A 25,372-nucleotide genomic window follows, 5' to 3' on the forward strand; every position below is an offset into this window, starting at 1 on the left:
TCCATGATGTGCCCCTTGCAGATATGTTGTAGATGTTTTCCCTTCCGCTTCGCGTCTTGACAGACGAGTGGAAGCCTGGCGCATGCACCAGATCTGTTCGATGCCGGCATCGTGGAATAGTTCGGGCCGGGAGCGTGTCCGCCAATGGCGGAGCGAACCCGTGCTGCCGGGGGCTGTCTATAGGGAGCGAATGATGGTACGCATTGAAGGCGTTCATCATGCTCGCCCTTTGCCGGTCGCTGCCGGCTTTTCTTCAGCCAAGGCTATGAGCGAATGCAGTCCAGGATCTACATCTCGTATTCGCCCGACAAGGCAGGTTCGGTGTTTGCGCTGTTCTACTTCGAATCGGGCGACGACGTCATCGGTTGGCATCTCGAGACGCGGGATCGATATTTCTCCGCCGCGTTTTTCATGATCGAAGGGTTTTACGGGAATCGTGATGCGCGCCTGTACCGCAGCGTCGAGGATGATGTCTACAGCGCCTGGACCGTCGATCATCCCCCCCGGCGCGACCAGATCCGCTGTCCGCTATCGGAAGCGCAGTTGCATGAGCTCGAGCGTTTGCAATCGCTATTCGTGGAAGACTGGCTGTTCTTCGGAAACGATACCGGTATCGAATCGGAGCGCGCGGCGTACCAGGTGCAGGGACTTCCCGTGTGCTGCGCGAACATCAAGTGGCGGCGCCTGCACAGGCTGAGCAAGAACGGCAATCAGTGGACGTATGCACCGCCGGGCACCGACATGAACGTGGTCCAGTTCCTGCGCAAGTACTGGCGCCTGAATGAGAAGGTCTCTGTCGTTTGACGGCGTCCGTTACCGGAGGGCTGCCAGTGCGTTGTCCCAGGTGCGGATATGCCAGCCGCAACCAACGCGCCCCGTCACATTCCCTTCGCTGTCCAGTCCCTCTATCGGGCCGTGGAATACGGCAAACATGACTGCCCCCTCCGGACTGACCGGCCGGTGCACGGCGCCGTCGCGCTCCAGCAGGTAAGTGCCCGCGGTGTAGCGGACAGCGGGCACGTCTTCGTAGTGGAAGCCGCCTTCGAGGACCAGCCCCTCGACGGCGCCGACGTGGCGGTGCAAGGGCATGTCGCAGTCCTTCCCGAGGCGGATCATCAGGGAAAAACGGCCGCTTTGCGGATCCGCGCTCAGGAGCTTGAAGTGTGCGCCGGGCATCGCCCAGGGTACCCAGGGGAGTGCGGCAGGATCCTGTGCGAGCAGGCTGTCGCGCGGCGGGCAATTGGATGTCGTGTCGGTGTGGCTCATGTTCGTACAATGCGGATAAATCAGGCGGGCCTGTCGGCCAGGAGTTCGGGGGCGATGGCGTGCGTATCCTTGATCGTCTGCAGCACGATGTTGGAACGGATGTCGAGCACGCCGTCGGTCTTGTAAAGATTTTCCAGGATGAAGGCGGAAAAATGCTTGAGGCTGCGGGCACGCACCCGCAGCAGGTAATTCGCCTCGCCGGTGATGATGTAGGAGCCGACCACTTCCGGCCATGCCCGCAGCGAGGTCGAGAAATTCTCGTGCCATCGCTCGACGTCGCGCCGCATCGTCACCTGCACGAAGGCGTCGACTTCAAGGCCGAGCGCGGCCGTGTTGAGCACGGCGCTGTAGCGCGCGATGATGCCGCTCTCCTCCAGCAGGCGCACCCGGCGCAGGCAGGACGAGGGCGACAGGAAAACCCGCTCTGCGAGCTCCTGGTTGCTCATCCTGCCGTCTTCCTGCAGCAGGGAAAGTATCTTGAGGTCGGTGTGATCGAGTTGCATTCGAATTTCCCTCGCAGTAATGGCGTGTTGTTCGCATGATATTCGATTTTTCCTCTATTTCACGCTTCATTTTGCAAGAAATCATCAAGCGATTCGCCTTACACTTCAAACAACCGCAACCACAGCAAGAGCGCGAAATGACAAAGCCCCATCAGCTTTGGGACATCAGCCCCGCGGTATCGCCGGCCACGCCGGTGTGGCCCGGGGACACGCCGTATACCACCAGCACCACCTGGGAAATCGGCGGCGGATGCCCCGTGAAAGTCAGCCGGATCACGATGTCCACCCATACCGGCGCCCACTGCGACGCCCCGGCCCACTATGACCCGTCCGGCGCGGCGATCGATGCCGTCCCGCTCGACGCCTACCTCGGCAAGTGCCGCGTCATCGACTGTATCGGTGTGCGCCAGGTGGAACCGGGGCACCTGAGGGATGCTCTGGACGGCGTGCCGTCCCGCGTCCTCCTGCGCACCTACGAGAAGGCGCCGCTCGACCGCTGGGACAGCGCGTTTGCGAGCGTGGCCGCCGATACGATCGCCCTGCTGGCCGAACGCGGCGTGCGCCTCGTCGGCATCGACACGCCGTCACTCGACCCGCAGGAATCCAAGAGCATGGATGCCCATCACGCCATTCGAAAAAACGGCATGGCCATCCTCGAAGGCATCGTGCTCGACGACGTGCCGGCCGGCGACTACGAGCTCATCGCCCTGCCCCTGAAACTTGCCGGAATGGACGCCAGCCCCGTGCGCGCCATCCTCCGTTCCCTGCCCGAAGGAGATGCCTGATGTTGACCCGAAACGATTGCGCCGCGCTCGACGCGAAGGATGAACTGGCGCCCCTGCGCGCGCAGTTCGACTTGCCCGAGGGTGTCATCTACCTCGACGGCAATTCGCTCGGCGTGCGGCCGAAGAAAGCGCTGGAACGTGCCCGCGCCGTGCTCGAAGATGAGTGGGGCACCGACCTCATCCGCAGCTGGAACAAGGCGGGCTGGTTCGAGATGCCGCTGCGGCTGGGCGACAAGCTGGCGCCGCTGGTCGGCGCGGGCCCGGGTGAAATCGCGGTGACCGATACCACCTCGCTGAACCTCTTCAAGGTGCTCGCCGCCGCCCTGCACATCCAGGCGGACAAGCCCGCCACCGCGGACCGCAAGTCCATCGTCACCGAGCGCGCCAACTTCCCGACCGACGTCTACATGGCCCAGGGCCTGACCGAATGGCTCGGCCGCGGCTACCGCCTGCGCCTGGTCGACGCCCCGGAAGACCTGCATGCAGCCATCGACAGCGATACAGCCGTCGTCATGCTCACGCACGTGAACTACCGCACCGGGTACATGCACGACATGCGCGCAGTGACGGCACATGCCCACGAGCAGGGAGCCCTGGCGATCTGGGACCTGGCTCACTCCGCGGGCGCCGTGCCGGTGAACCTCAACCGCAATGGCGCCGACTTTGCCGTCGGCTGCACCTACAAGTACCTCAACGGCGGCCCGGGGGCGCCGGCCTTTGCCTGGGTCGCGCCGCGCCACCAGGCAGCCTTCCGGCATCCCTTGTCCGGCTGGTGGAGCCACGCCACGCCGTTCACCATGCAGCCGGAATTCCTGCCCGCCGATGGCATTCGCCGTGCCCTGTGCGGCACCCAGCCCATCCTTTCGCTTGCGCTGGTCGAATGCGGGCTGGACGTGTTCGGCCAGACGGACGTGGCGGCAATCCGGAAGAAGTCGCTGGCGCTGACCGACCTGTTCATCGCGCTTGTCGAACAGCGCTGCGCGCGCCACCCGCTTTCGCTGGCGACCCCGCGCGAGCACGCGGTGCGAGGAAGCCAGGTGAGCTTCGCGCACCCGCACGGTTATGCAGTGATGCAGGCGCTGATTGCGCGCGGCGTGATCGGCGATTACCGGGAGCCGGAGATCATGCGTTTCGGCTTCACACCGCTCTACACGCGATTCGTCGACGTGTGGGATGCAGTGGAGATCCTGGCCGAGATCCTGGATGGACAACAATACGACGTCGGCGCCAAGCGCGACGCGGTGACTTGAACGAGGAAGACATGGATACCACCAAGACTGCCCAGTGGCACGGCGCCCAGATGGACTTCAGCAAGGCCATGAGCTATGGCGACTACCTGGCGTTGGATCAGGTGCTCTCGGCCCAGCATCCGCGCTCGCCGGCGCATGACGAGATGCTGTTCATCGTCCAGCACCAGACCAGCGAACTGTGGATGAAGCTGATGCTGCACGAGCTGCACGCCGCCCTGCTGCAGATGCAAAAGGACGAGCTGCCGCCGGCATTCAAGATGCTCGCCCGCGTGGCGCGCATCATGGACCAGCTGGTGCACGCCTGGGACGTGCTGGCCACGATGACGCCGCCGGAATACACGGCGATCCGCCCCTACCTCGGCCAGTCGTCCGGATTCCAGTCCTACCAGTACCGCGAGCTGGAATTCATCCTCGGCAACAAGAACGCCGCCCTCCTGAACGTGCATGCTTCCGCGCCGGAAGCGCATGCCCGCCTCGACCAGGCCTTGCGCGCGCCGTCGATCTACGACGAAGCGATCCTGCTCATGGCACGGCGGGGTTTCAGCATTGACAAGGAGCGGCTGGAGGCGGACCGCACCCTGCCGACGGCCGCCAACGAGTCGGTCAAGGCGGCCTGGCTGGAGGTGTACAGCGCGCCGCAGAAGCATTGGGAGCTCTACGAACTGGCGGAAAAGCTGGTCGATCTGGAAACCGCCTTCCGCTTCTGGCGCTTCCGGCACGTGACGACGGTGGAGCGCATCATCGGCTTCAAGACCGGAACCGGCGGCACTGCCGGGGCCAGCTATCTCAAGAAAATGCTGGAGGTGGTCCTGTTCCCCGAGCTGTTCGCCCTGCGCACGGCACTTTGACGTCATCCCGGCGAACGCCGGGATCCAGTGTCTTGAACAGACGCCTGTAAAGCCGCTGGATCCCGACTTTCGTCGGGATGACGGGCGGTGGATCAAGCTTCCGTGAACGCCGCCAAGGATTTTTCCGCAACAGCCCTGGATTCCAGCGAAGAATCAGGGGGATGGCCCGACGGCAACAGGTATAATACCGCCCAAGCACAGAGCGAGCGGTGAGCAATTGTTCAATACGCCATCAAGGGCTGTCGATTCGCGCAGCAGTTTGTCGACACCCTGACAAGGATGTCATGTTCCCCTCATGTTCGGGCCGCTTTTCCATGCGGCCCGTTTCATTTGGCAGGCGGAACATGGCCTTTTGCTCACGGAGCGCTCGCATATACCGATAGCGTTTTATGTCCAAGAATCCAAGCAGCAAACCGATAGAAATCAAGATTTCGACAGTGGTTGCCGTTTCCGCCATCCTCCACACGTCCGACCTGTCCGCGCTGGACGCGGCGATGCAGGCGATGACCGGAGGCGCGTCGGACTACTTCGACCATGAATTCGCGATCCTCGACGTCACGTCCTGCGAAAACCTGCCGACGGCGATCGAGTGGCCGGCCCTGATTTCCCTGTTCAAGTCCTACAGCCTGAACCCGGTGGCCGTGCGCGGCGCGCCGGCCGAAATGGAAGAGGCGATCCTGGCCAGCGGCCTGTCGATCGACACCCTGGTGCAGCCGCGCCGCCCGGCCGAGGAAGCCGCTCCGGTGGCCGTCGTGCCCGAGCCCGCACCTGCCCCGGCCCCCGTTGCCGCCGCTGCCCCCGCCGCCGCTCCCGCTGCCATGATCATCGACACCCCGGTGCGTGCCGGCCAGCGCGTCTACGCGCGCGGCGCCGACCTGGTGGTCAACGCCATCGTCAACCCCGGCGCCGAGCTGATCGCCGACGGCAGCATTCACGTCTATGCGCCGCTGCGCGGACGTGCACTGGCCGGTGCGAGCGGGAACAACGAAGCACGCATTTTCACGCTGAGCATGGAAGCCGAACTGGTGTCCATTGCCGGCACCTACCGCACTTTCGAGGGCGGTCTACCCCAGGATCTGGCGAAAAAACCGGCGCAGGTCCGTCTTGCTGGCGACCGGATAGATGTCCTGTCCATTCGCGTCTGATTTTTGATTCTGAAAGGAGTTGTTTGTGGCCAAAATCGTTGTTGTAACGTCCGGCAAAGGGGGCGTAGGCAAAACCACCTCCAGTGCCAGCTTCGCCTCCGGCCTGGCGCTGCGGGGGCACAAGACCGCTGTGATCGACTTCGACGTCGGCCTGCGCAACCTCGACCTGATCATGGGCTGCGAGCGCCGCGTGGTGTACGACCTGATCAATGTCATCAACAATGAAGCGACCCTGAACCAGGCCCTCATCAAGGACAAGCACTGCGAGAACCTGTTCGTGCTGCCCGCCTCCCAGACGCGCGACAAGGACGCGCTCACCGAGGCAGGCGTCGAGCGCGTGCTCAACGAGCTGGCCAAGATGGGCTTCGAGTACATCGTGTGCGATTCGCCGGCAGGCATCGAGCACGGCGCCGTGATGGCCCTGACCTTCGCCGACGAAGCCATCGTCGTCACCAACCCGGAAGTGTCCTCGGTGCGCGATTCCGACCGCATCCTCGGCATCATCCAGGCCAAGTCGCGCCGCGCGCTGAACGGCCAGGAGCCGGTCAAGGAACACCTGCTGATCACCCGCTACGTGCCCAAGCGCGTCGAAGCCGGCGAAATGCTGTCCTATACCGACGTGCAGGAAATCCTGCGCATTCCGCTCATCGGCATCATCCCGGAATCGGAGTCCGTGCTGCACGCCTCCAACCAGGGCAACCCGGCCATCCACATGGAAGGCACCGACGTGTCGGAAGCCTACAAGGATGTCATCGCCCGCTTCCTCGGCCACGAAGTCCCGCTGCGCTTTACCGCCTACGAAAAGCCGGGGCTGTTCCAGCGTCTCTTTAAAGGAAAGTAACCATGGCGCTGCTCTCCTTCCTGTTCAATACAAAACCGAAAAGCGCAAGTGCAGCCAAGGAGCGCCTCCAGGTCATCATCGCGCGCGAACGCAACGGTCGCGACGGCCCTGACTTCCTCCCGGCCCTGCACAAGGAATTGATCGAGGTGATCTCGAAGTATGCCAAGGTGAACGCCGAGGACATCAAGATTTCCCTCGACCGCCAGGGCAACCTGGAAGTGCTGGATGTGAATGTGGTGTTGCCGGACGTAATGCCCGGCAAGTAATGACCGCTTCCTTCGAAGGCGTGTGCCTTCGAAGGAATGACGCTTAATGCAACGTGTTAGTGCAACTGGTGTTTCAAGTCTGACAGCTCGCGGTGCGCCTGCATGATGGCGTTCTTCAGTTCGTCGTCGATGTTGCCCTGCGAATGCTCGCATGCATCCTTGGCGCGGTCGCCCAGCTGTTCCAGGTCGTCCACGCACTGGCGCACCTGCTGCTCGTCCTGCGCCGATTGCACCATGTTGCGCGCCTGACCGATCCTCTGGTCCAGCTCCTGCATGCAGTTCTTGATGTCCATCGGGACGGCCTGCGCCGATTCGCAGCGGCGCGCCGCTTCATGGATGGTGCTCTCCACGTGCACCAGGCGTTGCTGCAGTTCGTTTGCTTGCATCATGTCATGCCTCCTTTGGGATATCCCTCGGGTCAAGGGAATCGTTTGATAAACGCATGACAACCTAGTTCCGGCTCGGTTCCGGCGCAACTTCGGCTGTCCCCGGAGGTCATATGCTGTTGCGCCTTGCATTCCAGGCAGTTCCTGTACAATCCGCCCCACGATGAATTCCCCGAAAAACCTGTTTTCCTACCCGCGTTACCGGCCCGATTACACGGCCGCCGCGCCCTTCCTCCCGATGTCGCGCGCGGAGATGGAGGCGCTCGGCTGGGATTCGTGCGACGTCATCCTCGTGACCGGCGACGCCTATATCGACCATCCGAGCTTCGGCATGGCGCTGGTGGGCAGGTTGCTGGAGAAACAGGGATTCCGCGTGGGCATCATCAGCCAGCCCGACTGGCACTCGGCCGAGCCCTTCCGTGCGCTTGGCAAGCCGAACCTGTATTTCGGCGTCACCGCCGGCAATATGGACTCGATGATCAACCGGTATACGTCCGAACGGAAGACCCGCTCCGAGGATGCCTACACGCCCAATGCGGAACCGGACAAGCGCCCCGACCGCGCACTCACCGTCTATGCCCAGCGCGCCCGCGAAGCCTATCCCGAAGCGAACATCGTCATCGGCAGCATCGAAGCCAGCCTGCGCCGCATCGCGCACTACGACTATTGGTCGGACAAGGTGCGCCGCTCCGTGCTGCCCGATTCCAAGGCCGACATCCTCCTGTTCGGCAATGCCGAACGCGCGCTGGTCGCGCTGACGCACCGGCTGGCCGCAGGCGAACCGATCGAATCGATCCGCGACCTGCGCGGCACCGCCTTCATGGTCAAGCGCGGCTGGAAGCCGGCGGAAGACTGGAGCGAGGCCAACTCGACCCGCTACGACACGCCGGGCCGCATCGAGCCGCATCCCGATCCCTACGAGATGAAGGACAAGCAGTCGGCAAGCTGCGCCACGGAGCAGAAACCGGCCGAGCAGCCCGTGCTCATCCTCTCGCGCGAGGAGCGCCAGGCGACGCTGAAGGAACAGCGCAACAAGACCGTCGTGCGCGTGCCGTCCTATGAGGATGTGAAAGACGACCCGGTGCTGTATGCGCATACCTCGCGCATCCTGCACCTCGAATCCAATCCCGGCAATGCCCGTGCGCTGGTGCAGGCGCATGGCGAGCGCGATGTCTGGCTGAATCCGCCGCCGCTGCCGCTGGCGATGGACGAAATGGACGGCATCTACGACCTGCCCTATGCGCGCTCGCCGCATCCCCGCTATGGCAAGGCGCGCATCCCGGCATGGGAAATGATCCGCTTCTCGATCAACATCATGCGCGGCTGCTTCGGCGGTTGCACCTTCTGCTCGATCACCGAGCACGAGGGCCGCATCATCCAGAGCCGCTCGGAGCCGTCCATCCTGCGCGAGATCGAACTCGTGCGCGACAAGACCAAAGGCTTCACCGGCGTCATTTCCGATCTCGGCGGGCCGACGGCGAACATGTACCGGCTCGCGTGCAAGGACAAAAAGATCGAGGAAACCTGCCGCCGCCTGTCCTGCGTGTACCCGAGCATCTGCGTCAACCTGAACACCGACCACAGCAAGCTGGTCCAGCTGTACCGCAAGGCGCGCGCCATCCCGGGCATCAAGAAGATCCTGATCAGCTCGGGCCTGCGCTACGACCTCGCGGTGCGCTCGCCGGAATATGTGAAGGAGCTCGTCACCCACCACGTGGGCGGCCTGCTCAAGATCGCGCCCGAGCATTCGGAAGAAGGCCCGCTGTCGAAGATGATGAAGCCCGGCATGGGCGCGTATTACAAGTTCAAGGAAATGTTCGAGCGCTACTCGCGCGAGGCCGGCAAGGAACAGTACCTGATCCCCTACTTCATCGCCGCGCACCCCGGCACCACCGACGAGGACATGCTCAACCTCGCGCTGTGGCTGAAGCAGAACAATTTCCAGCTCGACCAGGTGCAGAACTTCATGCCCACGCCGATGGCGATGGCAACCGCGATGTACCACGGCCGCCGGAATCCGCTGCACAAGGTGAGCGCCGATTCCGAAGTGGTGGAAACGCCCCGCACCGGCAAGATCCGCCGGCTGCACAAGGCCTTCCTGCGCTATCACGATCCGGAAAACTGGCCCATCCTGCGCGAAGCCCTGCAGCGCATGGGCCGCGCCGACCTGATCGGCAACAGCGACCGCCATCTCGTGCCGCGCTTCCAGCCTCAGGGCACCGGGCAGCAAACCTGCGGCAAGCCGCGCCGCGGTCCGGCACCTGTACAGGCCAAGCCCCGGAAACCGGCCTTCAACAGCAACAAGGCCGGGCGCAAATAAGAAATAAATAAATCGTATATCTGTTATTGCAACAATAAAGCAGACGGATCTAGGAGGCTGGACTATAGTGATCCTGTCTCCTCCAACTCTTCTTGAATTGGATTTGGCCCGCAAACCGAAAGGACTGCGGGCCTTCTTTTTTCCGGCACCGCTTTTCCTCCGCCTTGATTTTAATCATCAGTAAAATTTTTACTGGATTCAAGGACTTAGCTCCTCATCCCTCGACTTTTCCACAGAATTAGCCAGAGGAAATGTGGGCAATCTTCTAGAACAAATTTCGGGAAGTTGCCGGATAGACTATTGATTCCAATCACCTCTTCGATACAATGAATTCCAGCAATGCGCCAGCAAGCAGGAAATTGCGCCAATTCATCAAGAGGCAGACATGAAAAACGCACGCCAACAAGCCGTAGCCCGTACCGCCAAAGCGCAATTCAACACCGACAAGCTCCAGGCTGCCGCCTGCATGGCGACTTCCGCCGCTGTCAGCATTGCCATCATCTACTGGGCCATCAAGAGCCTGTTCTAAGCCTCGTTTCCCCGCATTCCCGACCGGGCACACTTCCGCGCCCGGTTTCCCCGCTTCTTCCCTTGTATAATCGCGCCGCTGTGTCACTGAGACTGCGCGCGGTCTGGAACCACGATGGAAGAGCTCCTCAACACCTACTTTTCGCCCTCCGGCCTCGACAAGGATCCGGCGCTGCTGCAGCACTCCCTGCGCCTGATCCGCGAATGGCTGTTCGTCGACAAGCGCCACGCCTATCCCCCCGCCGATTTCGAGGCCCTGAAGAAGGAATTCGACACGTTGGCGATGCCACGCGAAGGCGCAGCCGCGGGCGCCGTGCTGGACGCGCTGCAGCGGCAGGTCTTCGCGCATTCCGTCCCGGTCAACCATCCGAAGTACATCGGTCACATGACCCAGGCACTGCCCTGGGTCTCCGTGCTGGTCGAAACCTTCATCGCCACGCTCAACCAGAACCAGGTCAAGATCGAGACCGCCTATAGCTCTACGCTGGTCGAGAAGCAGGTGCTCGGCTGGATGCACAGGCAGATCTACCGCTACGGCGAAGCGTTCTACCACGACAGCTTCCGCTCCAACGAATCGACGCTCGGCAACATGGTCAATGGCGGCACGATGGGCAACCTGACCGCCCTGTCGGTTGCCCTGGAGAGCCAGATGCCCGGGCTGCGGAAAAAGGGGTTCCTCACGCTGCTGCGCGAAAAGAATTACGAAGGGTTCGCCGTGCTCGCCTCCGCGCGCGTGCATTACTCGGTCAAGAAGGCGCTGGCGACGCTGGGGCTGGGCGAGGATGCGCTGTGCATCATCCCGACGGATGACAACAACCGGATAGGTCTCGATGCGCTCGAAGAGAAGATTGCCGAACTGAAGGAGCGCAAGGTGAAGATCCTCGCGCTGATCGGCGTGGCGGGCACGACGGAGACCGGCAGCATCGACCCGCTCGCCGAGCTCGGCCGTATCGCCCGGCGCGAGGAAATCTGGTTTCATGTGGATGCCGCCTGGGGCGGCGCGCTGCTGTTGGCGGACAAATACCGCGACATGTTCCGCGGCATCGAGATGGCGGACTCGGTCGTGATCGACGGACACAAGCTGTTCTGGGTATCGATGGCGCAGGGCATGGTGCTGTTCAAGAGCGACACCAGCCTGAACCGCCTGCTGCACACGGCGAACTACATCATCCGCAAGAGCTCCGGCGATCTCGGCCGCACTTCGCTGGAGGGTTCTCGCCGCTTCGATGCATTGAAGCTCTGGTTCTCATTCAAGCTTTTCGGGCTGGAGGGATACGAAGCCTTGCTCGGCCGCTGCCACGAACTTGCGTCGGCCATGCGCGAGCTGGTCGTGCAGGATCCCGACTTCGAGCTCATCACGTGCTCGGACACGTTTATCCTCACCTATCGCTATGCGCCGCGCGCGATGCAGGCGCAGCTCGAGGCGTGCATGCAAAACGGGGACACCGAACAGGCCGCCCGCCTGAACGAAACGCTGAACCGGATGAACATCGCGCTGCAAGACGAACAGAAGCGACGGGGACTCAGCTTTGTCTCCCGGACATCGCTCGAATCGACGCCCTATCCGGGGCATGTCACGGTGCTGCGCGTTGTGCTGACCAACATGCTGACCACGGCCGGGAACCTGAGGGAAATTCTTGACGAGCAGCGGGAAATTGGTAGCGAGCTTTGAGGTGTTTTGGTGGGTTTCGCTGCGCTCTACCCACCCTACGGTCCTTTATAAAGAATCGTAGGGTGGGTAGAGCGAAGCGAAACCCACCATGCATTCACCCGCAGAACGCATCAATCAGCCTCGCCAGCTTCTCCGGCTGATCGTGATGGATCATATGCCCCGCATCACCGATCGCCTCTTCCCGGAAATCACGAAACGCGTTCAACCGCGCACGAAACCGTTCGGCCTGCTCGGCCTCTGATGGCGATACAGGCGCGGCACCGACATGCAGCACAGGCGCCGTCACCGCGCGCCAGATGGCCTCCAGTTCCGCCGGCCGGTACCTTCCCGGTTCGCGCACCTTGTAGGCAGGATCGCCCAGCCGCTCGAAATCCCCCTGCGCGCCGTATCTGAACCAATGGGCGCAGAGGTGCCGTGCCCGCGCTTCGGGAAGCCGGGGATTCAGGCGCTGCAATCCGGCGATGACCTCTTGTTCGGTGGCAAACCGCGTAAACGGCCGCAAGTCGCGCAAGTCGTCAAGCCAGCGTGCCAGGCGCTGCGGCGTCTCTGCCGGGTCCTCGTCACCATTGCGCAGCAGCGGGCCGAAACCTTCGAGGCTGACCACCCTCCGTACAAGCGCCGGCCGGATGCCGGCATAGTGGCAGGCGACATTGGCGCCCATGCTATGACCGACAAGGTTCACCGTCTCGGCCGTCTTCACCTGCTCGAGAATGCGATCCAGGTCGGCAACGAAGTCGATGAAGCGGTAGCCGTTGGCGCCGGTAGCCCAGTCGCTCAGGCCGCAGCCGCGCCAGTCCGGCGCGACGACGTGCCACTCCTTTGCGAGCGCGTCGACAATGAACTGGAACGAGGCGGAGGTATCCAGCCAGCCATGCAGCATGAAAAGCTGCGGCGCGTCCGCCGGGCCCCATTCGCGCAAGTGGTAGCGCAAGCCGTGGACATCGATGAAACGGGAACGTGAGGGCTTCGGCATGCCTCAGTCTTCGTTGCCGAGCGACTTTTCCTGTTCGATGAAATCGCGTGCGAGACGTTCGAGTTTGACCATCGCGCTCTCCAGCACGGCGCGCTCCTGCTGCGTGAGCGCGCCGAGGATGGCCTCGTTGCGCTCGGCCGCGGCCTGGATCAGGCCCTGATAAAGGCGCTGGCCGGCGTTGGTCAGCGACAAGCGGATGCCGCGCGCATCGTTCTCGTCGGTACTGCGCAGCAGAAGGCGGCGTTCGGTCAGGCCGGTGACCACCCTGCTCACCTGGCTCTTGTCGAGACCGGCGATCTTCGCCAGTTCCTTGAGCGACATGCCCGGCTGCCCGCCCACCAGCGCAATGGTCCGCCATTCCCACAGGGTGACGCCGAATTCGCGCCGGTAGCGCATCGCCGCGCCGCGCGAGAGCATGTTGGCGACCGAGTGCAGCCGGAAGGACAGCAATCCCGTCATTCCGAGCTGGCGGCTGCCGTCCTCCGCGTCCATGTCGTTTCCGATGATTTTCCGGTCGGTTTTCGTCTTTGCCATAATGGTTGCAAGTATCAACTGGTTGCCTCTGCCGGTCAACGCCTGTTTCAGTCAGGTTGTCACCGCGAGGTAACGCGTCACTGCCGGCGGTGTGTCGCCGATGTGAAACGCCCGTTTGCGATCACGCAGTACGACATCGGCGGCCGTCAGACGGTCGAAACGGCGCAGGTGTTCCGTCCACGATGCATCGATGATCTGCTCGACATAGCGTTCCGGCTGCGCAAGATCGTGCAGCAGGTTCCATTCCAGCACGCCCTGGCTCAGCCGGCTGCGGCGGCTCTCCTCCATGAGTGCGCGGAAGGCGGCCGCCTGCGCCGGGTCGATCCGGTATTCGATCGTCGTCACCACCCGGCCCTCGCCCGGTGGAACGCTGGCAACCGGCACCTGGAATTCGCGCGCCGGCGCGAGGTCTTCATCGCCGCCGCGGGCAAGCGCGAAACGGTAGGCGATAGTCATCGTCACCGCTCCGCTGGCGGCGGCCACCAGGAGGCTGGCCTGCACGCTGCTGAGTGCCGCCACCTGCCCCCACGCGGCCGCGCCGAGGGCGCTCGATCCCATGAGCGCCATCTGGTAGATCGACATGCCGCGTGCACGCACCCAGTCGGGCAGCGCAAGCTGGGCGGAAACGGTGAGCGTGTTGACAACCGAAATCCAGGCCATGCCGCAGATGAAAATCGCCGGCACGGCAACATAGATGCTGGTTGCGAACGCGACCACCACCATCATTGCAGCCTGCAGCACCGCCGCCCAGGCGATCAGCTTGTCGCGCGGCATGGAGTCGCGCAGGCGCGGCAGGAGCACGACGGTAGCAATCGCCCCGCCGCCGAGCGAGGCGAGCAGCAGCGTGTAGGTACCGGCGCCGCCATTGTCGAGGTTACGGGCGACCAGCGGCAACAGTGCCTGCAAGGTAATCGCATGAAAGAAGAACAAGGAAATGCGCAGCAGGACGGATTTCATGCGGCCAGAGTGGCGCACGAACTGCACGCCCACGCGCATCGCGCGGCCAAGCGGCTCGGGTCCGAGCGGGCTGGGGACATGCGCGCGCTTCCAGCGCAGCAGAGACACGCCGGACACGAGGGACAACACCGCGGTCAGCATGAACACATAGCCGCTGCCGGCGGCGGCGATCACCGCACCGGCCACCAGCGGCCCGGCGATGCGCGAAGCATTCATGGCGACCGCATTGAGGGCCAGCGCGCCCGAGAGTTGCTGTCGCGGCACCAGTTCCGGCACGAGGGCCGCATAGACCGGCCAACGCATCGCAAGGCCGATACCGTTGGCAAAGGTCAGCACCAACAGCAGGAGCGGCGTGATCGCGTCCGACAGCACGGCGACGACCAGCAGCGTCGCCATCGCCGCGATCCAGAACTGGGTGAAGATGAAATAGCGGCGGCGGTCGAGGATGTCCGCCAGCGCCCCGCTCGGCAAGCCGAGCAGGAAAACCGGAAGGGTCGAGGCGCTCTGCACCAGCGCCACCCACACCGGGGATGCGTTGAGCGAGGTCATCATCCATGCGGCGGCGACATCGTTCATCCACATGCAGATGTTGGACACTAGCGTGACGCTCCACAGCAGGCGGAAGATGCCGTGCCTGAGCGGTGCGACCGGCGAATGCGCGCCGGCGAGTTCCGCAGCCGTAACGGCCATCCTACGGCTGCCCCGCTCCAAGCTTGTCCATCACGTCAGGCTTCTGCGCATACAGTTGCGTCACGTACGACTTGTTGTGCGGACCGCCGTCCACCGTGAGCGCGACGCCGTTGATATAGGAAGCGCGCGGTGATGCGAGGAAGGCGATGACGTCGGCGAGTTCCGACGGCTGGCCCCAGCGCTGGCCCTTGGGCACGGATGTCTTTTCAAGGCCGCGGCGCACCGCATCGGCGGACTTGTCGTCCAGCGAGCGGTTCAGCGCCTGGCCTTCCCACAGCTTGAAGCGGTCGTCCGATTCGACCACGCCGGGCACCACGCAATTGACGCGGATGCCGAGCTCGGCCAGTTCGGTCGCCAGGTCGATCGAGAAGCGCACTTCGGCCGCCTTCGCCGGGCCGGTGCAGCTGGAACCGGGCGGGAAGTTGCCGCGCAGCGCAGTGCGTCCCGAGACGTTGATGACCACGCTGTTGCCCGGCTTGGCCAGCAGGTCCAGCAACCTTTGCGTGACACGGAACTGCGCGAAGAAGTTGATCGCCATGCCTTCCATCAGGTCGGCGTTGGTGACCGAGGCGAAGGGCTTGTAGATGCCGGTGCCGGCATTGTTCACGAGCACATCGAGCTTGCCGTAGTTGCGTTCCACGTGCTGGCCGAGTCGCTCGATGTCTTCCACTTTCGTGACGTCAGTCTGCACCGCGTCGATGGTGACCCCGGTGGCGGCGCGTACGCGCTCAACGGCTTCTTCGAGACGGCCGGCATCGCGGGCGCAGATGATGACTTTCGCGCCTTCCGCGGCGAACGTGATGGCCGATGCCAGGCCGATACCCCGGCTGCCGCCGGTAATGCAGACGATCTTGTCGTTCAGGTTCAGATCCATTTTTGACTTCCTTCAATCAGGTGCAGCAATCAGGCGGGGGTAAACATCGGCACCGGCGGTCCGCCGTCGGTCGGCGAAAAGACGAGGCGGACCGCTTGTCCGATCGACAGGCGGTCGAAGTCGCAGTCGCGCAGATTGGTGAGCATGGTCGGCCCTTCTTCGAGCGTGACGTAGGCCACGGCGAACATCTCGGGCGCACGGCGCATCACGCTGTAGGAGTAGATCGTGCCCTTGCCCGATGCCTCGCGCCACTCGGTATTGCCGCTGAAGCAGAACGGGCACACGGCGCGCGGATACCAGTGCGCCTTACCGCAATCTGTGCACCACTTGAGCAGGAAGCGGCCTTCCTGTGCGGCGTCCCAGAAGGCTTGCGTTTCCGGGTTCGCCGCCGGCGCCGGGACGATGCGTTCTTTTTGCGTCATGTCCATTTACTCCCGTTCCATGATGAGGGTGGCGCTGCCATGCCTAGTCGCCAGCATGCCGCCCGTTCCCTGCGCAAGTGCCAGATTGCAGTTCGGCACCTGGACCGCCGGATGCGCTTCGCCGCGCAACTGGCGCACCGCTTCGATGATCTTGGTCATCCCCCCGCGGTTGGCCGGATGGTTGTTGCACAGACCGCCGCCATCGGTGTTGCAGGGCAGCTTGCCGACCCCGGAGATCAGGTTGCCGTCGGCGACGAACTTCCCGCCCTCGCCCTTGGCGCAGAAGCCGAGGTCTTCGAGCTGGATCAGCACCGTGATGGTGAAGCTGTCGTAGATCGACGCATACTTGATGTCGGCCGGCGTCACCTTCGCTTCGGCGAACGCCGCGGCGCCCGACCAGACCGCGCCGGAATACGTGAGGTCGATCACGCCGCCGGCCTGGTGCTTGACGGTCTCGCCGGCGCCGATGATCTTGACCAGCGGACGATTGATCGAACGGGCTATCTCGGGACGCGCCACGATCAGCGCGCCGCCGCCGTCGCTGATGACGCAGCAGTCGAGCCGGCGCAAGGGATCGGCCACCATCGGCGATGCCAGCACGTCCTCGACCGTGACCACTTCGCGCAGCATCGCATGCGCGTTGTGCTGCGCATGCTGCGATGCCGCCACCTTGATCCAGGCGAGCTGCTCGCTGGTAGTGCCGTACTGGTGCATGTGCCGCATCGCGCACATCGCATAGCCGTTCACGTTCGCGATGCCGTAGGGGTACTCCCACTGGACATCCGGCTGGGAAGGATTGCGCATGCGCGGCGTGGTGCCGGTGGCCATGCCCTCGCTGCGCGGCCGGCCCGCCAGCGTGATCAGCGCGACGTTGCACTTTCCCTCTGCAATCGCACGCGCTGCATGGTTCACCAGCGCCAGATAGCTGGCCCCGCCGATGTCGGTGGAGTCGACATGTTTCGGACGCAGGTTCATGTAGTCGATCATCGAGGTCGGCCCCATGCCGGGCGCGTCGCCCGAGCAGAAGTAACCGTCGATGTCGTCCTTGGTCAATCCGGCGTCTTCCAGCGCGCCCCTTGCCACTTCGGCGTGCAGTTGCGCGACCGACTTGTCCGGCGCCTTGCGGGTCGGATGTTCGTAGGCGCCGACGATATAGGCTTTTCCGTGGAGGCTCATGTTGCACACGCTTCGGTTTTATCCAGCGTGGCAGCGACAAGCACCGCCGTCGCCTTGCCGCGCAGGACGGTCTTGTCACCGACGCGCGCCTCCAGTTCCACCTGGGATTCGCCTTCGGCGGTGGTCTCGCTGACCGTTGCCGTGACATCGACCGCATCGCCTACCCAGACCGGCGACAGGAAGCGCGCCGAGATCCGCTTCAGGAAGACCTGCGGCCCGATCGCTTCAGACAGGCAGGAGGCCGCGAAGCCCATGGTCAGCATGCCGTGCGCGATCACGCCTTTCAATCCTGCCTCCAGCGCGAACGGCTGGTCGAAGTGGATGCGGTTGAAATCGCCGGAGGCGCTGGCGTATTTCACCAGTTGCGTGGTGCTGACCGGGCCGCGACGGATGCGGAATACATTTCCCGGCTGGAGTGAATTCTTTTCTGCCATGCTTTCCTCCGGTTACTTGTTCGCGCCGAGCGCACCGGCCGCGCGGTACACCACGACCCGGCCGTTGGTCAGCACCAGCTTGCCCTCGCGGTCGACGGCGCGCAGTTCCTGAATGAGCAGCTGCATGTTGCCGCTGCGTCCTTCCTTTTCCTCGATGGCCACGAAATGCAGGCGGCACTCGAGGACGTCGCCCGCCACAATGGGACGCTCGTAGTTGAAATACTGTTCCCCTGCGAGGATGCGGCCTTCGTCAAGGCCCACCATCCACGGCTGGCGCTGCGGCGGCCGGAAGCTGGTCGGGAATGTCGGCGGCGCAAGCACGTCCGCGTAGCCCATGCCGCGCGCGAAGGCAGCGTCGCGATAGAGCGGGTTTTCATCCTGCAGCGCCTCGGCGAACAGGCGGATCGCACCCTTTTCCACTTCCACCGTGAAAGGCGGTGTGGCGGTGCCGACGAGTGACTTGTCTACTTCCATGCTGTGTTCCTTGTTCAAGACACTTGCTTGTTTAAAACGATCAGCGCGTCCGCCATGTTCAGGCGGTCACCGCCGACAGCGATCAGCGGGTTGATGTCGACTTCCTTGACGAGGTCGCGGTTGGCCGCCGCGAAATCGCCGAGCGCAACCAGCAGGTCGGCGACCTTGTCCAGGTTCACCGGCTCGCGTCCGCGCGCGCCCTGCAGGATCTTCACGCCGCGCAGCTCGCCGATCATCCGCAGTGCTTCGTCCTGGCTGAACGGCGGCAGGCGCATCGAGACATCATTGAGGATTTCGACATAGATGCCGCCCAACCCGCACAGCACCACCAGGCCGAATTCCGGATCGCGGGTCAGGCCGAGGATGAGCTCGGTGCCCTGCGGCAGCATTTCCTGCACCAGTACGCGTCCGCGCTTGTCGCCGGGCACGGCTTTCTGCATGCGCTCGACGATGGTCTCGAAGGCGGCGGCGACCGCCTGCTCGTCCTGCAGACTGAGGAAGACGATGCCGGCTTCCGACTTGTGCAGAATGTCGGGATGCTCGCCCTTGAGGGCGACCGGATAACCGATGGCGCGTGCCGCCGCCACCGCGTCTGCCGCTGTGTTAACCGCCTGTTCCTTGGTCGCGGGGAAACCGAGTGCCGTGAGCACTTCCTTGCTTTCGCGTTCGGTCAGCGAGGACTTGCCGGACTTGGCCGCTTCTCGCAGCAGGTCTCGTGCCTTTTCGGCGCCTCCCGCGTTGCGCCATACGGCGTCCTGCTGCTCGCGGTGCTGCACAGTGCAGTAGCGATCAAGCGCTTCGATCGCGGCGGCGGCGCGGGCGGCGGTGCGGAACACCGGAACCGTACTCTCGCGCAGCAGGCACATGCCGTTGCCTTCGAAGCTGCCGCCCGCCCACAGGACGGTGACGATCTTTTCCGATTCCCCGGCCAGCGCAATGAAGTCCTCGATGGCGCGATCGTAGCTGCGCGCCACGGTAATGATCGGAACGGCGATGTCGACAGACTCGTCTTCCAGCAGCACGCGCAGGCAGCGGCCCCAGAAGGCGTCGTCGCCGATGGCGCGGGCAGTGGTGTCGAGCGGGTTCTGGAAGTTGCCCGAGAAACCGAGCTCGCGCTCGATGGCCGCCATGGTGGTCGCCGAGAACGGCGCAAACTTCAGGCCGTGGGTCGACGCATGGTCGGCGAACAGGCCGATGTGTCCGCCGGAGATCGAGAACGCTGTGCATTTCGAACCCGGCGCCACCGGGCGCTTGAGCTTACCTGCCGCGCGCAGCTTTCCGAACATCGCCGCGATCTGGTAGAACTCGTCGACGTCGTGCGTGCAGGTGACGCCGAACTGCCGGCACACCGCTTCGAACACTTCGGCCGAGCCGGCCAGCGCGCCGGTGTGCGATGCGGCCATGACCTTGCCGAGGTCGGTGCGTCCGGACTTGAGCACAACCACCGGCTTGCCGGCGTCGCGTGCCAGTCCGAGGAATTCGATGAATCCTTCCGGATCGCGCACCGCCTCGATGGTGATCGCGATCACGTCGGTGCGCGCATCGTTGACCAGGAAGCGCGCGATATCGATGGTGTCGAGGTCGGCTTCATTGCCGGTGGTGACCACATGGCTGAAACCGATGCCCTCTTCCAGCGCATTGAACAGCACAGTCGCAAACCCCAGGCCGCCGCTTTGCGACACCAGGCCGATGCGTCCCGGCTGGATGTCGGGCCAGTCCATCGCTGCTGCGGCGGTGGCACAGACTCGGTCGGCAAAATTGGCGAAACCGATGCAGTTCGGGCCGATGACGCGCATGCCGTTTTCATGCGCAAGCGCCACCAATTCGTCCTGGAGGCGCTTGCCTTCCTCATCGCCGCGCTCGGCAAAGCCGGCGCTGGCGACCACCAGCAGTTTTGCGCCGAGCTGCTTTGCACCGCGCAAGGCGTTGTGCATCTGCTCCGGTGCAAGCGCGTACACGATGCAGTCCACCGGCCCGGGAATGGCTGCCAGTTCGGGATAGCATTTCAGACCGGCGATTTCGGCGCTCTTGGCGTTGACCGGATAGATGGTTCCCTTGTAACCCTGGCGCAGCAGGGTCGGGATGATCTTGCCGGTAAAGCGCGTCGGGTTGCTGGAGGCGCCGATCACGGCAATGGATGTCGGGCTGAACAACGCAGCCAGGGAAGCGGCGGGCGCGCGTACACGCTTGGTGACCGCCGGGCTTGCAAAAGGCATGTTCATCTTGGATGTGACTCAGTGAGGTAAATGAAAAGCGTCAGTCCTTGTTGCCGAGCGACTGCAGCTCGAAGCCGACCGATGACTTGAACAGTTCGCGCAGGTGCTGCACGGTCCAGCCGCCGAACATGAAGGCTTCGGCCACTTCCTTCGGATGCGACCAGAGCGAGAGCTTGTCGCCGGCAATGCCGACGACCTGGCCGTTGATCCATTCGGACTCGTCGAGCGCGAGATACAGCGCCGCCGGGGCCACCTGCTCGGCCGTGCCGCGCAGCACCACGCTGCCGCCCTTCCATGCCGCATCCTTGCGGGCCTTCACGTCTTCCGGGATGCTGTTGGTCATGTCGGTGACGGCGCGCGGCGAGATCGCGTTGACAGTGATGCCGTATTTCTTCACCTCCTGCGCCAGCGTGCGGGTCAGGCCAAGCACGCCGCCCTTGGCGGCGGCATAGTTGGCCTGGCCGATGCTGCCGCGCAGGCCGGAGCGCGACGCGATGTTGATGATGCGTCCGCCCTGGCCCGCTTCACGCATCGCGCGGATGGCCGAACGGGCGCAGGCGAAGGTGCCCTTCAGGCAGACCGCGATCACCTGGTCCCATTCCTGCTCGCTCATGTTGAAGCTCATGCGGTCGCGCAGGATGCCGGCGTTGTTGACCAGGACATCGATCTTGCCGAAGGCCTGCACGCAGTCCGCGACGAGCTGGTCGGCGCCGGCGAAGGTGGAGATGTCGGAGTGCTGGGCGACTGCCTTGCCGCCCAGTTCGCGGATCGCGGCAGCCGCCTCGTCGGCCTTGGCGGCGTTGATGTCGTTGACCACCACCTGCGCGCCTTCGGCGGCGAAGGCTTTCGCGAATGCCAGGCCGATGCCCTGCCCGGCTCCGGTGACAACGACGGCTTTGTTTTCCAATAGCATGATTCAAACGTCCTATCAGGTGAGGTCGATCACTCGACGCGGATGTTCAGTTCCTTGATGACCTTCGAGAACTTGGCGATCTCTTCATCGATGAAGTTGCTGAGTTCCTGCTGGTTGAAGGTGATCGGGTCGGCGCCCTGGGTGGCGAAGGCTTGCTTCATTTCGGGCGACTTCACTGCGTCGGTGACCGCTGCGCTCAGCTTGGTCGCCGCATCCTTGGGAATGTCTGCCGGCGCCATGATCGCGTACCACTGGGAGAACTCCACATCCTTGACGCCCGCCTCGGCGAAGGTCGGCACATCCGGCATCGAGGAAGAACGGTTCTTGCTCGCCACCGCCAGCACGCGCAGGCGGCCGGATTTGATGTGGGGAATCACCGCGGTCGCGCCGATGAAGGCCACCGGGATCTGGCCGGCGATCACGTCCGCCACTGCCGGGCCGTCGCCCTTGTAGGCGGCGTGGACGATGTCCATCTTGGTCGCCTGCTTGAACTTCTCGCCGGTCATGTGGCCGGTGCCGCCGACACCGCTGGAACCGAAGCTCAGCGTGCCGGGGTTGGCCTTCGCATAGTTGATCAGCTCCTGCACGGAATTGACCGGCAGCTTGCTGCTGACGATCATCACGAGGGGTACTGCGCCTACCATGCCGATCGGCGTGAAGTCCTTGATCGCGTCGTAGGACGTTTTCGGATAGAGCGTGATGTTGGTGCCGTGCGTGGCGCTGTTGCCCATCAGCAGAACATGCGGGTCGCCCTTGTTCTTCGCGACATAGGTCGCGCCGATGATGCCGTTGGCGCCTGTGCGGTTCTCGACGATGAAGGTCTTGCCGAGCGTGGACTCCAGCTTCTTGGCCATGGCGCGGGCGAGATAGTCGTTGGTGCCGCCCGCGGCGAAGGGCGACACGAGCGTGGTGGTCTTGGACGGATACTGGTCTTGCGCTACGGCCGGGTTGAAGGCGAAGGCGGTGACCACGCTTACTGCGACTGCGGTGTTCTTGACAAAACGAAATACCATTTCAAGTCTCCTGTAAAGAAATCGGCCGTGCCTGCCGGCCGTATCGTCGGCCCTTGTGGCCGGCTGCCTATCCTCGCTGACCTCAACCTATTAGTTGTTAATGTCAACGGTTGATAGTCTCAACTATGTAGTTGATGATGTCAACCGTTTTTGACATCTTTCTTGCGCTTGGATTTGTGTCGCTCCCAAGCAGCGGAAGATGAAGGGCCATAAACAAAGAAGACCGCGAAAGGCACGAAGAAATCACTCTTCGTGCCCTTGGCGGTCTGCGGGCGGTTCCCCTGCTGCGGCCGTGCTATTCCATGATGGGTACCTGTCAGTCCTCCGCCAGCTTGAGATTGCTGGGCTGGCGTTTTTCGATCGCCCACTTCAGCAACGCGGCGCTGCGAAAAATGCCGTGCGCGAATTTGCCGTAAGGCAGCGTGAGGAACAGCGCCATGACGACGCCGAGGTGCAGCGCAAGCAGCAGCGCCATCGCGCCGGTGTCGCGCCAGGCCAGCAGGGCCAGCCCGGTCAGGCTGGTCAGCAGGAGCAAGACGATGAATCCACGGTCCATCGGTTTCTGTTCGGCGTCGCCGTGCACCGGGTTGCGCCGCAGGTTCAGCCACAGCAAGCCGGCCGGCCCGATCAGCAGGCCGATGCCGCCCGCGGTGCCGAGCAGCACGGGCAGGCTGGTCAGCGCATACGGCGCTTCCCATCCGAACAGGTAGTGGTACAAGGTCGCGACGGAGGTGGCGGCGAAGCACAGCATGAAGCCGTAGAAGGTGAAGTGATGGAAACGGCGGCGCCACAAGGTGAAGCGGTCGTCCGCATCGTTGCAGCCGTCGCCGTGACCACCGTCGAGGTATTTCAGGCGCAACACGTTGCCGGTGGCCTCGGCCACGGATTCGCCGGACGCGGCTTTCAGGAATTGCGCCGGCGTCACTTCGCGCCAAAACCTGCGCACGCCGAGCGCGAGCGCCAGTACCGCAAAGCCGAACACCGCGCCGAACATCTGCGCCAGTGTGTTGTGCGGGAAGATCGCATAGAAGTTGCCGGCCAGCGGCGCATGGAACAGCGAACCGGTGACCATGAGCGTCAGCACCAGGAACAGTGCGAGCCCGCCCGCGGTGGCGAGGGCCAGCGTCAGTCCCGCGCGCTTGTAGAGTGCGCCCAGCGCCGGCGGCCACGCATAGTCGCCATAGGTCTGCATGCGCACCTTGGCCATTGCCTGCGGCACGTTGACCGCAAATTCATGCGGCGGCGCGTATTGGCAGGCATGCAGGCAGGCACCGCAGTTGTGGCACAGGTTGGCGAGGAAGTGGATGTCGGCCTTGCCGAATTCCAGCCGGCGCGTCATCGCCGGGAAGACCGCGCAAAAGCCTTCGCAATAGCGGCAGGCATTGCAGATCTGCATCTGGCGGCCGACTTCGGCTTCGTTGGCGCTGAGGGCCATAGGCGTGGCAGCCGCCAGGCTGCGCGCGTCGTTGATCAATGTTTCAAGCTGCTGCATGTTCAATTCCTTGTTTGCCTGCGGCCATGGCGGCCTGGGTCCCCGCGATGCGTCCGAACGCGGTGCCGATGGACATGCCGACGCCAGCGGTGTATCCCTTGCCGAGCACGTTGCCGGCCATCATTTCACCCGCGACGAACAGGTTCGGGCTGGGCTCGCCGCCGAAATGCACCGCGGCGGTCTCGTCGGTCTTCAGTCCGAGATAGGTGAAGGTGATGCCTGGCCTCAGCGCATAGGCGTAGAACGGGGCGGTGTCGAGCGGGCGCGCCCAGTGCGTCTTCGGCGGGCTCAGTCCTTCGGTGTGGCAATCGTCCAGCACGGCGTGATCGAATGTGCCGACGCGGCAGGCGGCGTTGTACTCGGTGACGGTGCGCATGAACGCACGCTCATCCAGCGCGAGCTTGCGCGCCAGTTCCGGGAGCGTGTCGGCCTTCACGCCGGGGAAGACCGGCGGCATGAAGCGTCCGATCGCCTTGCTGTCGATGATCGAATAGCCGATCTGTCCCGGCTGATGCGCAACGAGCCGGCCCCAGATCGCATAGCGCTTGGGCCAGAAGTCTTCGCCTTCGTCGTAGAAGCGCTCGGCCTTGCTGTTGACCATGATGCCGAGCGACACGCAGTCGACGCGGGTGCAGATGCCGCCGTCGTACAGCGGCGCGCGGGCGTCGATGGCGACGGAATGGCATTGCGTCGGATCGCCGATGGAATCGGCGCCGGCCTCGATCATGTACTTGAGCAGCACGCCCATGTTGAAGCGGGTACCGCGGATCAGGAAATTGTCGGCCACCCACTCGCCGTTGATCTGGCCCCAGGCCTCGCGCAGCCACTCGCGGTTGGATTCGAAGCCGCCGGCGGCCAGCACGCAGGCGCGCGCCTCGATGCGCTCGGCGCCGGCGCGGGCAGCGACGAAGCGGCCGTTGTCCAGTTCGATGGCATCGACCGGGGCCTTGTAGCGCACCTGCACGCCCATCGCCTCGGCACTCCGGTAGTAGGCATTGACGAGCGCCTTGCCCCCGCCCATGAAGAAGGCGTTGGTGCGGGCCACATGCAGCGCGCCTGAGAGCGGCGGCTGGAAGCGCACGCCATGTCTGCGCATCCAGTCACGGCAATTCGACGACGCGCGGATGGTCAGGCGCGCCAGCTTTTCATTGGTGATGCCGCCGGTGACCTTGAGCAGGTCTTGCCAGTACTCCTCCTCCGGATAGGCATCCACCAGCACGTCTTGCGGTCCGTCATGCATGCAGCGCAGGTTGCGCGTGTGGATGGAATTTCCGCCGCGCCACTCGCGCGGGGCCGCTTCCAGTATCAGCACGCTCGCGCCCGCCTCCCGCGCCATCAGGGCCGCGCATAGCGCCGCGTTGCCGCCGCCTATGACCAATACATCAACCTTCATG

26 protein-coding genes are annotated in these 25,372 nt (G+C 63.7%); 10 read left to right on the forward strand and 16 right to left on the reverse strand.

The window, feature by feature from the left end; all coding sequences use genetic code 11:
- The first annotated feature begins 273 nt into the window (after positions 1-273).
- A complete protein-coding gene (locus VFF99_RS11115; RefSeq protein WP_325017839.1) occupies positions 274-804 on the forward strand; it encodes a hypothetical protein in 531 nt (176 codons plus the stop codon).
- Between the two features lie 9 nt (positions 805-813).
- Here the strand turns inward: VFF99_RS11115 and VFF99_RS11120 are convergent, their stop codons facing one another.
- Both VFF99_RS11120 and VFF99_RS11125 read right to left on the reverse strand, forming a co-directional pair.
- Positions 814-1,266 carry a 2,4'-dihydroxyacetophenone dioxygenase family protein gene (locus VFF99_RS11120; RefSeq protein ID WP_325017841.1) on the reverse strand — a complete coding sequence of 151 codons (453 nt, stop codon included), beginning with the start codon at positions 1,264-1,266 and terminating at the stop codon, positions 814-816.
- A gap of 20 nt (positions 1,267-1,286) precedes the next feature.
- On the reverse strand, positions 1,287-1,769 hold the full coding sequence (locus VFF99_RS11125; RefSeq protein ID WP_325017843.1) for an Lrp/AsnC family transcriptional regulator: 483 nt from the start codon (positions 1,767-1,769) through the stop codon (positions 1,287-1,289).
- Positions 1,770-1,906: 137 nt separating this feature from the next.
- Here VFF99_RS11125 and kynB point away from each other — a divergent pair, with 137 nt between their 5' ends.
- The 6 genes from kynB (at position 1,907) to minE (ending at position 6,904) form a co-directional block, all read left to right on the forward strand.
- Positions 1,907-2,554 carry an arylformamidase gene (gene kynB, locus VFF99_RS11130; protein WP_325017845.1) on the forward strand — a complete coding sequence of 216 codons (648 nt, stop codon included), beginning with the start codon at positions 1,907-1,909 and terminating at the stop codon, positions 2,552-2,554.
- A complete protein-coding gene (gene kynU / locus VFF99_RS11135; protein WP_325017847.1) occupies positions 2,554-3,804 on the forward strand; it encodes a kynureninase in 1,251 nt (416 codons plus the stop codon). Before kynB ends, kynU begins: the two co-directional genes overlap by 1 nt.
- Before the next feature lie 11 nt (positions 3,805-3,815).
- Entirely contained in the window at positions 3,816-4,652 is an 837-nt protein-coding gene (kynA, locus tag VFF99_RS11140; RefSeq protein ID WP_325017849.1) for a tryptophan 2,3-dioxygenase, read from the forward strand.
- Between the two features lie 389 nt (positions 4,653-5,041).
- Positions 5,042-5,797, forward strand: coding sequence for a septum site-determining protein MinC (minC, locus tag VFF99_RS11145; protein WP_325017851.1), 756 nt, complete (start codon positions 5,042-5,044; stop codon positions 5,795-5,797).
- Between the two features lie 25 nt (positions 5,798-5,822).
- Positions 5,823-6,638, forward strand: coding sequence for a septum site-determining protein MinD (gene minD / locus VFF99_RS11150; protein ID WP_325017852.1), 816 nt, complete (start codon positions 5,823-5,825; stop codon positions 6,636-6,638).
- A 2-nt stretch (positions 6,639-6,640) separates the two neighbouring features.
- Entirely contained in the window at positions 6,641-6,904 is a 264-nt protein-coding gene (gene minE, locus VFF99_RS11155; protein WP_325017854.1) for a cell division topological specificity factor MinE, read from the forward strand.
- A 56-nt stretch (positions 6,905-6,960) separates the two neighbouring features.
- On the opposite strand, the gene VFF99_RS11160 is transcribed toward minE, so the two are convergent.
- Positions 6,961-7,293: a hypothetical protein gene (locus tag VFF99_RS11160; RefSeq protein WP_325017856.1), complete on the reverse strand. Its 333-nt coding sequence runs from the start codon at positions 7,291-7,293 to the stop codon at positions 6,961-6,963.
- A 160-nt stretch (positions 7,294-7,453) separates the two neighbouring features.
- Here VFF99_RS11160 and VFF99_RS11165 point away from each other — a divergent pair, with 160 nt between their 5' ends.
- From VFF99_RS11165 to VFF99_RS11175, 3 genes are all read left to right on the forward strand, one after another.
- Positions 7,454-9,610 carry a YgiQ family radical SAM protein gene (locus tag VFF99_RS11165; RefSeq protein WP_414691531.1) on the forward strand — a complete coding sequence of 719 codons (2,157 nt, stop codon included), beginning with the start codon at positions 7,454-7,456 and terminating at the stop codon, positions 9,608-9,610.
- A 385-nt stretch (positions 9,611-9,995) separates the two neighbouring features.
- Positions 9,996-10,139 carry a hypothetical protein gene (locus VFF99_RS11170; protein WP_325017858.1) on the forward strand — a complete coding sequence of 48 codons (144 nt, stop codon included), beginning with the start codon at positions 9,996-9,998 and terminating at the stop codon, positions 10,137-10,139.
- Between the two features lie 114 nt (positions 10,140-10,253).
- Positions 10,254-11,810, forward strand: a complete 1,557-nt coding sequence (locus VFF99_RS11175; protein WP_325017860.1) for an aminotransferase class V-fold PLP-dependent enzyme — start codon at positions 10,254-10,256, stop codon at positions 11,808-11,810.
- Between the two features lie 94 nt (positions 11,811-11,904).
- Here the strand turns inward: VFF99_RS11175 and VFF99_RS11180 are convergent, their stop codons facing one another.
- The 13 genes from VFF99_RS11180 to tcuA all read right to left on the reverse strand — a co-directional run bounded on the left by VFF99_RS11180 (position 11,905) and on the right by tcuA (position 25,371).
- Positions 11,905-12,783 carry an alpha/beta hydrolase gene (locus tag VFF99_RS11180; protein WP_325017862.1) on the reverse strand — a complete coding sequence of 293 codons (879 nt, stop codon included), beginning with the start codon at positions 12,781-12,783 and terminating at the stop codon, positions 11,905-11,907.
- Positions 12,784-12,786: 3 nt separating this feature from the next.
- Positions 12,787-13,317 (reverse strand): MarR family winged helix-turn-helix transcriptional regulator, encoded by a 531-nt coding sequence (locus VFF99_RS11185; RefSeq protein WP_325017864.1) that lies wholly within the window; start codon positions 13,315-13,317, stop codon positions 12,787-12,789.
- Between the two features lie 51 nt (positions 13,318-13,368).
- Entirely contained in the window at positions 13,369-14,964 is a 1,596-nt protein-coding gene (locus tag VFF99_RS11190) for an MFS transporter (RefSeq protein ID WP_325017865.1), read from the reverse strand.
- Position 14,965: 1 nt separating this feature from the next.
- Positions 14,966-15,838, reverse strand: a complete 873-nt coding sequence (locus tag VFF99_RS11195; protein WP_325017867.1) for an SDR family oxidoreductase — start codon at positions 15,836-15,838, stop codon at positions 14,966-14,968.
- Between the two features lie 29 nt (positions 15,839-15,867).
- A complete protein-coding gene (locus VFF99_RS11200) occupies positions 15,868-16,260 on the reverse strand; it encodes a Zn-ribbon domain-containing OB-fold protein (RefSeq protein ID WP_325017869.1) in 393 nt (130 codons plus the stop codon).
- 6 nt (positions 16,261-16,266) lie between these two features.
- Positions 16,267-17,436: a thiolase domain-containing protein gene (locus VFF99_RS11205; protein WP_325017871.1), complete on the reverse strand. Its 1,170-nt coding sequence runs from the start codon at positions 17,434-17,436 to the stop codon at positions 16,267-16,269.
- Complete coding sequence (locus VFF99_RS11210) at positions 17,433-17,870, reverse strand: MaoC/PaaZ C-terminal domain-containing protein (RefSeq protein WP_325017873.1); 438 nt, start codon at positions 17,868-17,870, stop codon at positions 17,433-17,435. The genes VFF99_RS11205 and VFF99_RS11210 overlap by 4 nt, the downstream gene beginning before the upstream one ends.
- A gap of 12 nt (positions 17,871-17,882) precedes the next feature.
- A complete protein-coding gene (locus tag VFF99_RS11215) occupies positions 17,883-18,344 on the reverse strand; it encodes an FAS1-like dehydratase domain-containing protein (protein WP_325017875.1) in 462 nt (153 codons plus the stop codon).
- A gap of 14 nt (positions 18,345-18,358) precedes the next feature.
- Positions 18,359-20,560: an acetate--CoA ligase family protein gene (locus tag VFF99_RS11220; RefSeq protein ID WP_325017877.1), complete on the reverse strand. Its 2,202-nt coding sequence runs from the start codon at positions 20,558-20,560 to the stop codon at positions 18,359-18,361.
- Positions 20,561-20,600: 40 nt separating this feature from the next.
- Positions 20,601-21,473 (reverse strand): SDR family NAD(P)-dependent oxidoreductase, encoded by an 873-nt coding sequence (locus VFF99_RS11225; protein WP_325017879.1) that lies wholly within the window; start codon positions 21,471-21,473, stop codon positions 20,601-20,603.
- Between the two features lie 29 nt (positions 21,474-21,502).
- Complete coding sequence (locus tag VFF99_RS11230) at positions 21,503-22,486, reverse strand: tripartite tricarboxylate transporter substrate binding protein (protein ID WP_325017881.1); 984 nt, start codon at positions 22,484-22,486, stop codon at positions 21,503-21,505.
- A gap of 316 nt (positions 22,487-22,802) precedes the next feature.
- Positions 22,803-23,978, reverse strand: a complete 1,176-nt coding sequence (gene tcuB / locus VFF99_RS11235) for a tricarballylate utilization 4Fe-4S protein TcuB (protein ID WP_325017883.1) — start codon at positions 23,976-23,978, stop codon at positions 22,803-22,805.
- The gene (tcuA, locus tag VFF99_RS11240; RefSeq protein ID WP_325017884.1) at positions 23,965-25,371 is read right to left on the reverse strand and encodes an FAD-dependent tricarballylate dehydrogenase TcuA; all 1,407 of its coding nucleotides are present in this window, start codon (positions 25,369-25,371) and stop codon (positions 23,965-23,967) included. The genes tcuB and tcuA overlap by 14 nt, the downstream gene beginning before the upstream one ends.
- Position 25,372: the final 1 nt, after the last annotated feature.

The sequence above is a fragment of the Noviherbaspirillum sp. genome (assembly GCF_035654295.1).
In the GTDB taxonomy this organism is placed as follows: Bacteria; Pseudomonadota; Gammaproteobacteria; order Burkholderiales; family Burkholderiaceae_D; genus Noviherbaspirillum.

Coding starts and splice junctions, on each gene's coding strand:
- VFF99_RS11115 (WP_325017839.1), top strand. CDS start 274: ATGCAGTCCAGGATCTACATCTCGTATTCGCCCGACAAGGCAGGTTCG.
- VFF99_RS11120 (WP_325017841.1), bottom strand. CDS start 1,266: ATGAGCCACACCGACACGACATCCAATTGCCCGCCGCGCGACAGCCTG.
- VFF99_RS11125 (WP_325017843.1), bottom strand. CDS start 1,769: ATGCAACTCGATCACACCGACCTCAAGATACTTTCCCTGCTGCAGGAA.
- kynB (WP_325017845.1), top strand. CDS start 1,907: ATGACAAAGCCCCATCAGCTTTGGGACATCAGCCCCGCGGTATCGCCG.
- kynU (WP_325017847.1), top strand. CDS start 2,554: ATGTTGACCCGAAACGATTGCGCCGCGCTCGACGCGAAGGATGAACTG.
- kynA (WP_325017849.1), top strand. CDS start 3,816: ATGGATACCACCAAGACTGCCCAGTGGCACGGCGCCCAGATGGACTTC.
- minC (WP_325017851.1), top strand. CDS start 5,042: ATGTCCAAGAATCCAAGCAGCAAACCGATAGAAATCAAGATTTCGACA.
- minE (WP_325017854.1), top strand. CDS start 6,641: ATGGCGCTGCTCTCCTTCCTGTTCAATACAAAACCGAAAAGCGCAAGT.
- VFF99_RS11160 (WP_325017856.1), bottom strand. CDS start 7,293: ATGATGCAAGCAAACGAACTGCAGCAACGCCTGGTGCACGTGGAGAGC.
- VFF99_RS11165 (WP_414691531.1), top strand. CDS start 7,454: ATGAATTCCCCGAAAAACCTGTTTTCCTACCCGCGTTACCGGCCCGAT.
- VFF99_RS11170 (WP_325017858.1), top strand. CDS start 9,996: ATGAAAAACGCACGCCAACAAGCCGTAGCCCGTACCGCCAAAGCGCAA.
- VFF99_RS11175 (WP_325017860.1), top strand. CDS start 10,254: ATGGAAGAGCTCCTCAACACCTACTTTTCGCCCTCCGGCCTCGACAAG.
- VFF99_RS11180 (WP_325017862.1), bottom strand. CDS start 12,783: ATGCCGAAGCCCTCACGTTCCCGTTTCATCGATGTCCACGGCTTGCGC.
- VFF99_RS11185 (WP_325017864.1), bottom strand. CDS start 13,317: ATGGCAAAGACGAAAACCGACCGGAAAATCATCGGAAACGACATGGAC.
- VFF99_RS11190 (WP_325017865.1), bottom strand. CDS start 14,964: ATGGCCGTTACGGCTGCGGAACTCGCCGGCGCGCATTCGCCGGTCGCA.
- VFF99_RS11195 (WP_325017867.1), bottom strand. CDS start 15,838: ATGGATCTGAACCTGAACGACAAGATCGTCTGCATTACCGGCGGCAGC.
- VFF99_RS11200 (WP_325017869.1), bottom strand. CDS start 16,260: ATGACGCAAAAAGAACGCATCGTCCCGGCGCCGGCGGCGAACCCGGAA.
- VFF99_RS11205 (WP_325017871.1), bottom strand. CDS start 17,436: ATGAGCCTCCACGGAAAAGCCTATATCGTCGGCGCCTACGAACATCCG.
- VFF99_RS11210 (WP_325017873.1), bottom strand. CDS start 17,870: ATGGCAGAAAAGAATTCACTCCAGCCGGGAAATGTATTCCGCATCCGT.
- VFF99_RS11215 (WP_325017875.1), bottom strand. CDS start 18,344: ATGGAAGTAGACAAGTCACTCGTCGGCACCGCCACACCGCCTTTCACG.
- VFF99_RS11220 (WP_325017877.1), bottom strand. CDS start 20,560: ATGCCTTTTGCAAGCCCGGCGGTCACCAAGCGTGTACGCGCGCCCGCC.
- VFF99_RS11225 (WP_325017879.1), bottom strand. CDS start 21,473: ATGCTATTGGAAAACAAAGCCGTCGTTGTCACCGGAGCCGGGCAGGGC.
- VFF99_RS11230 (WP_325017881.1), bottom strand. CDS start 22,486: ATGGTATTTCGTTTTGTCAAGAACACCGCAGTCGCAGTAAGCGTGGTC.
- tcuB (WP_325017883.1), bottom strand. CDS start 23,978: ATGCAGCAGCTTGAAACATTGATCAACGACGCGCGCAGCCTGGCGGCT.
- tcuA (WP_325017884.1), bottom strand. CDS start 25,371: ATGAAGGTTGATGTATTGGTCATAGGCGGCGGCAACGCGGCGCTATGC.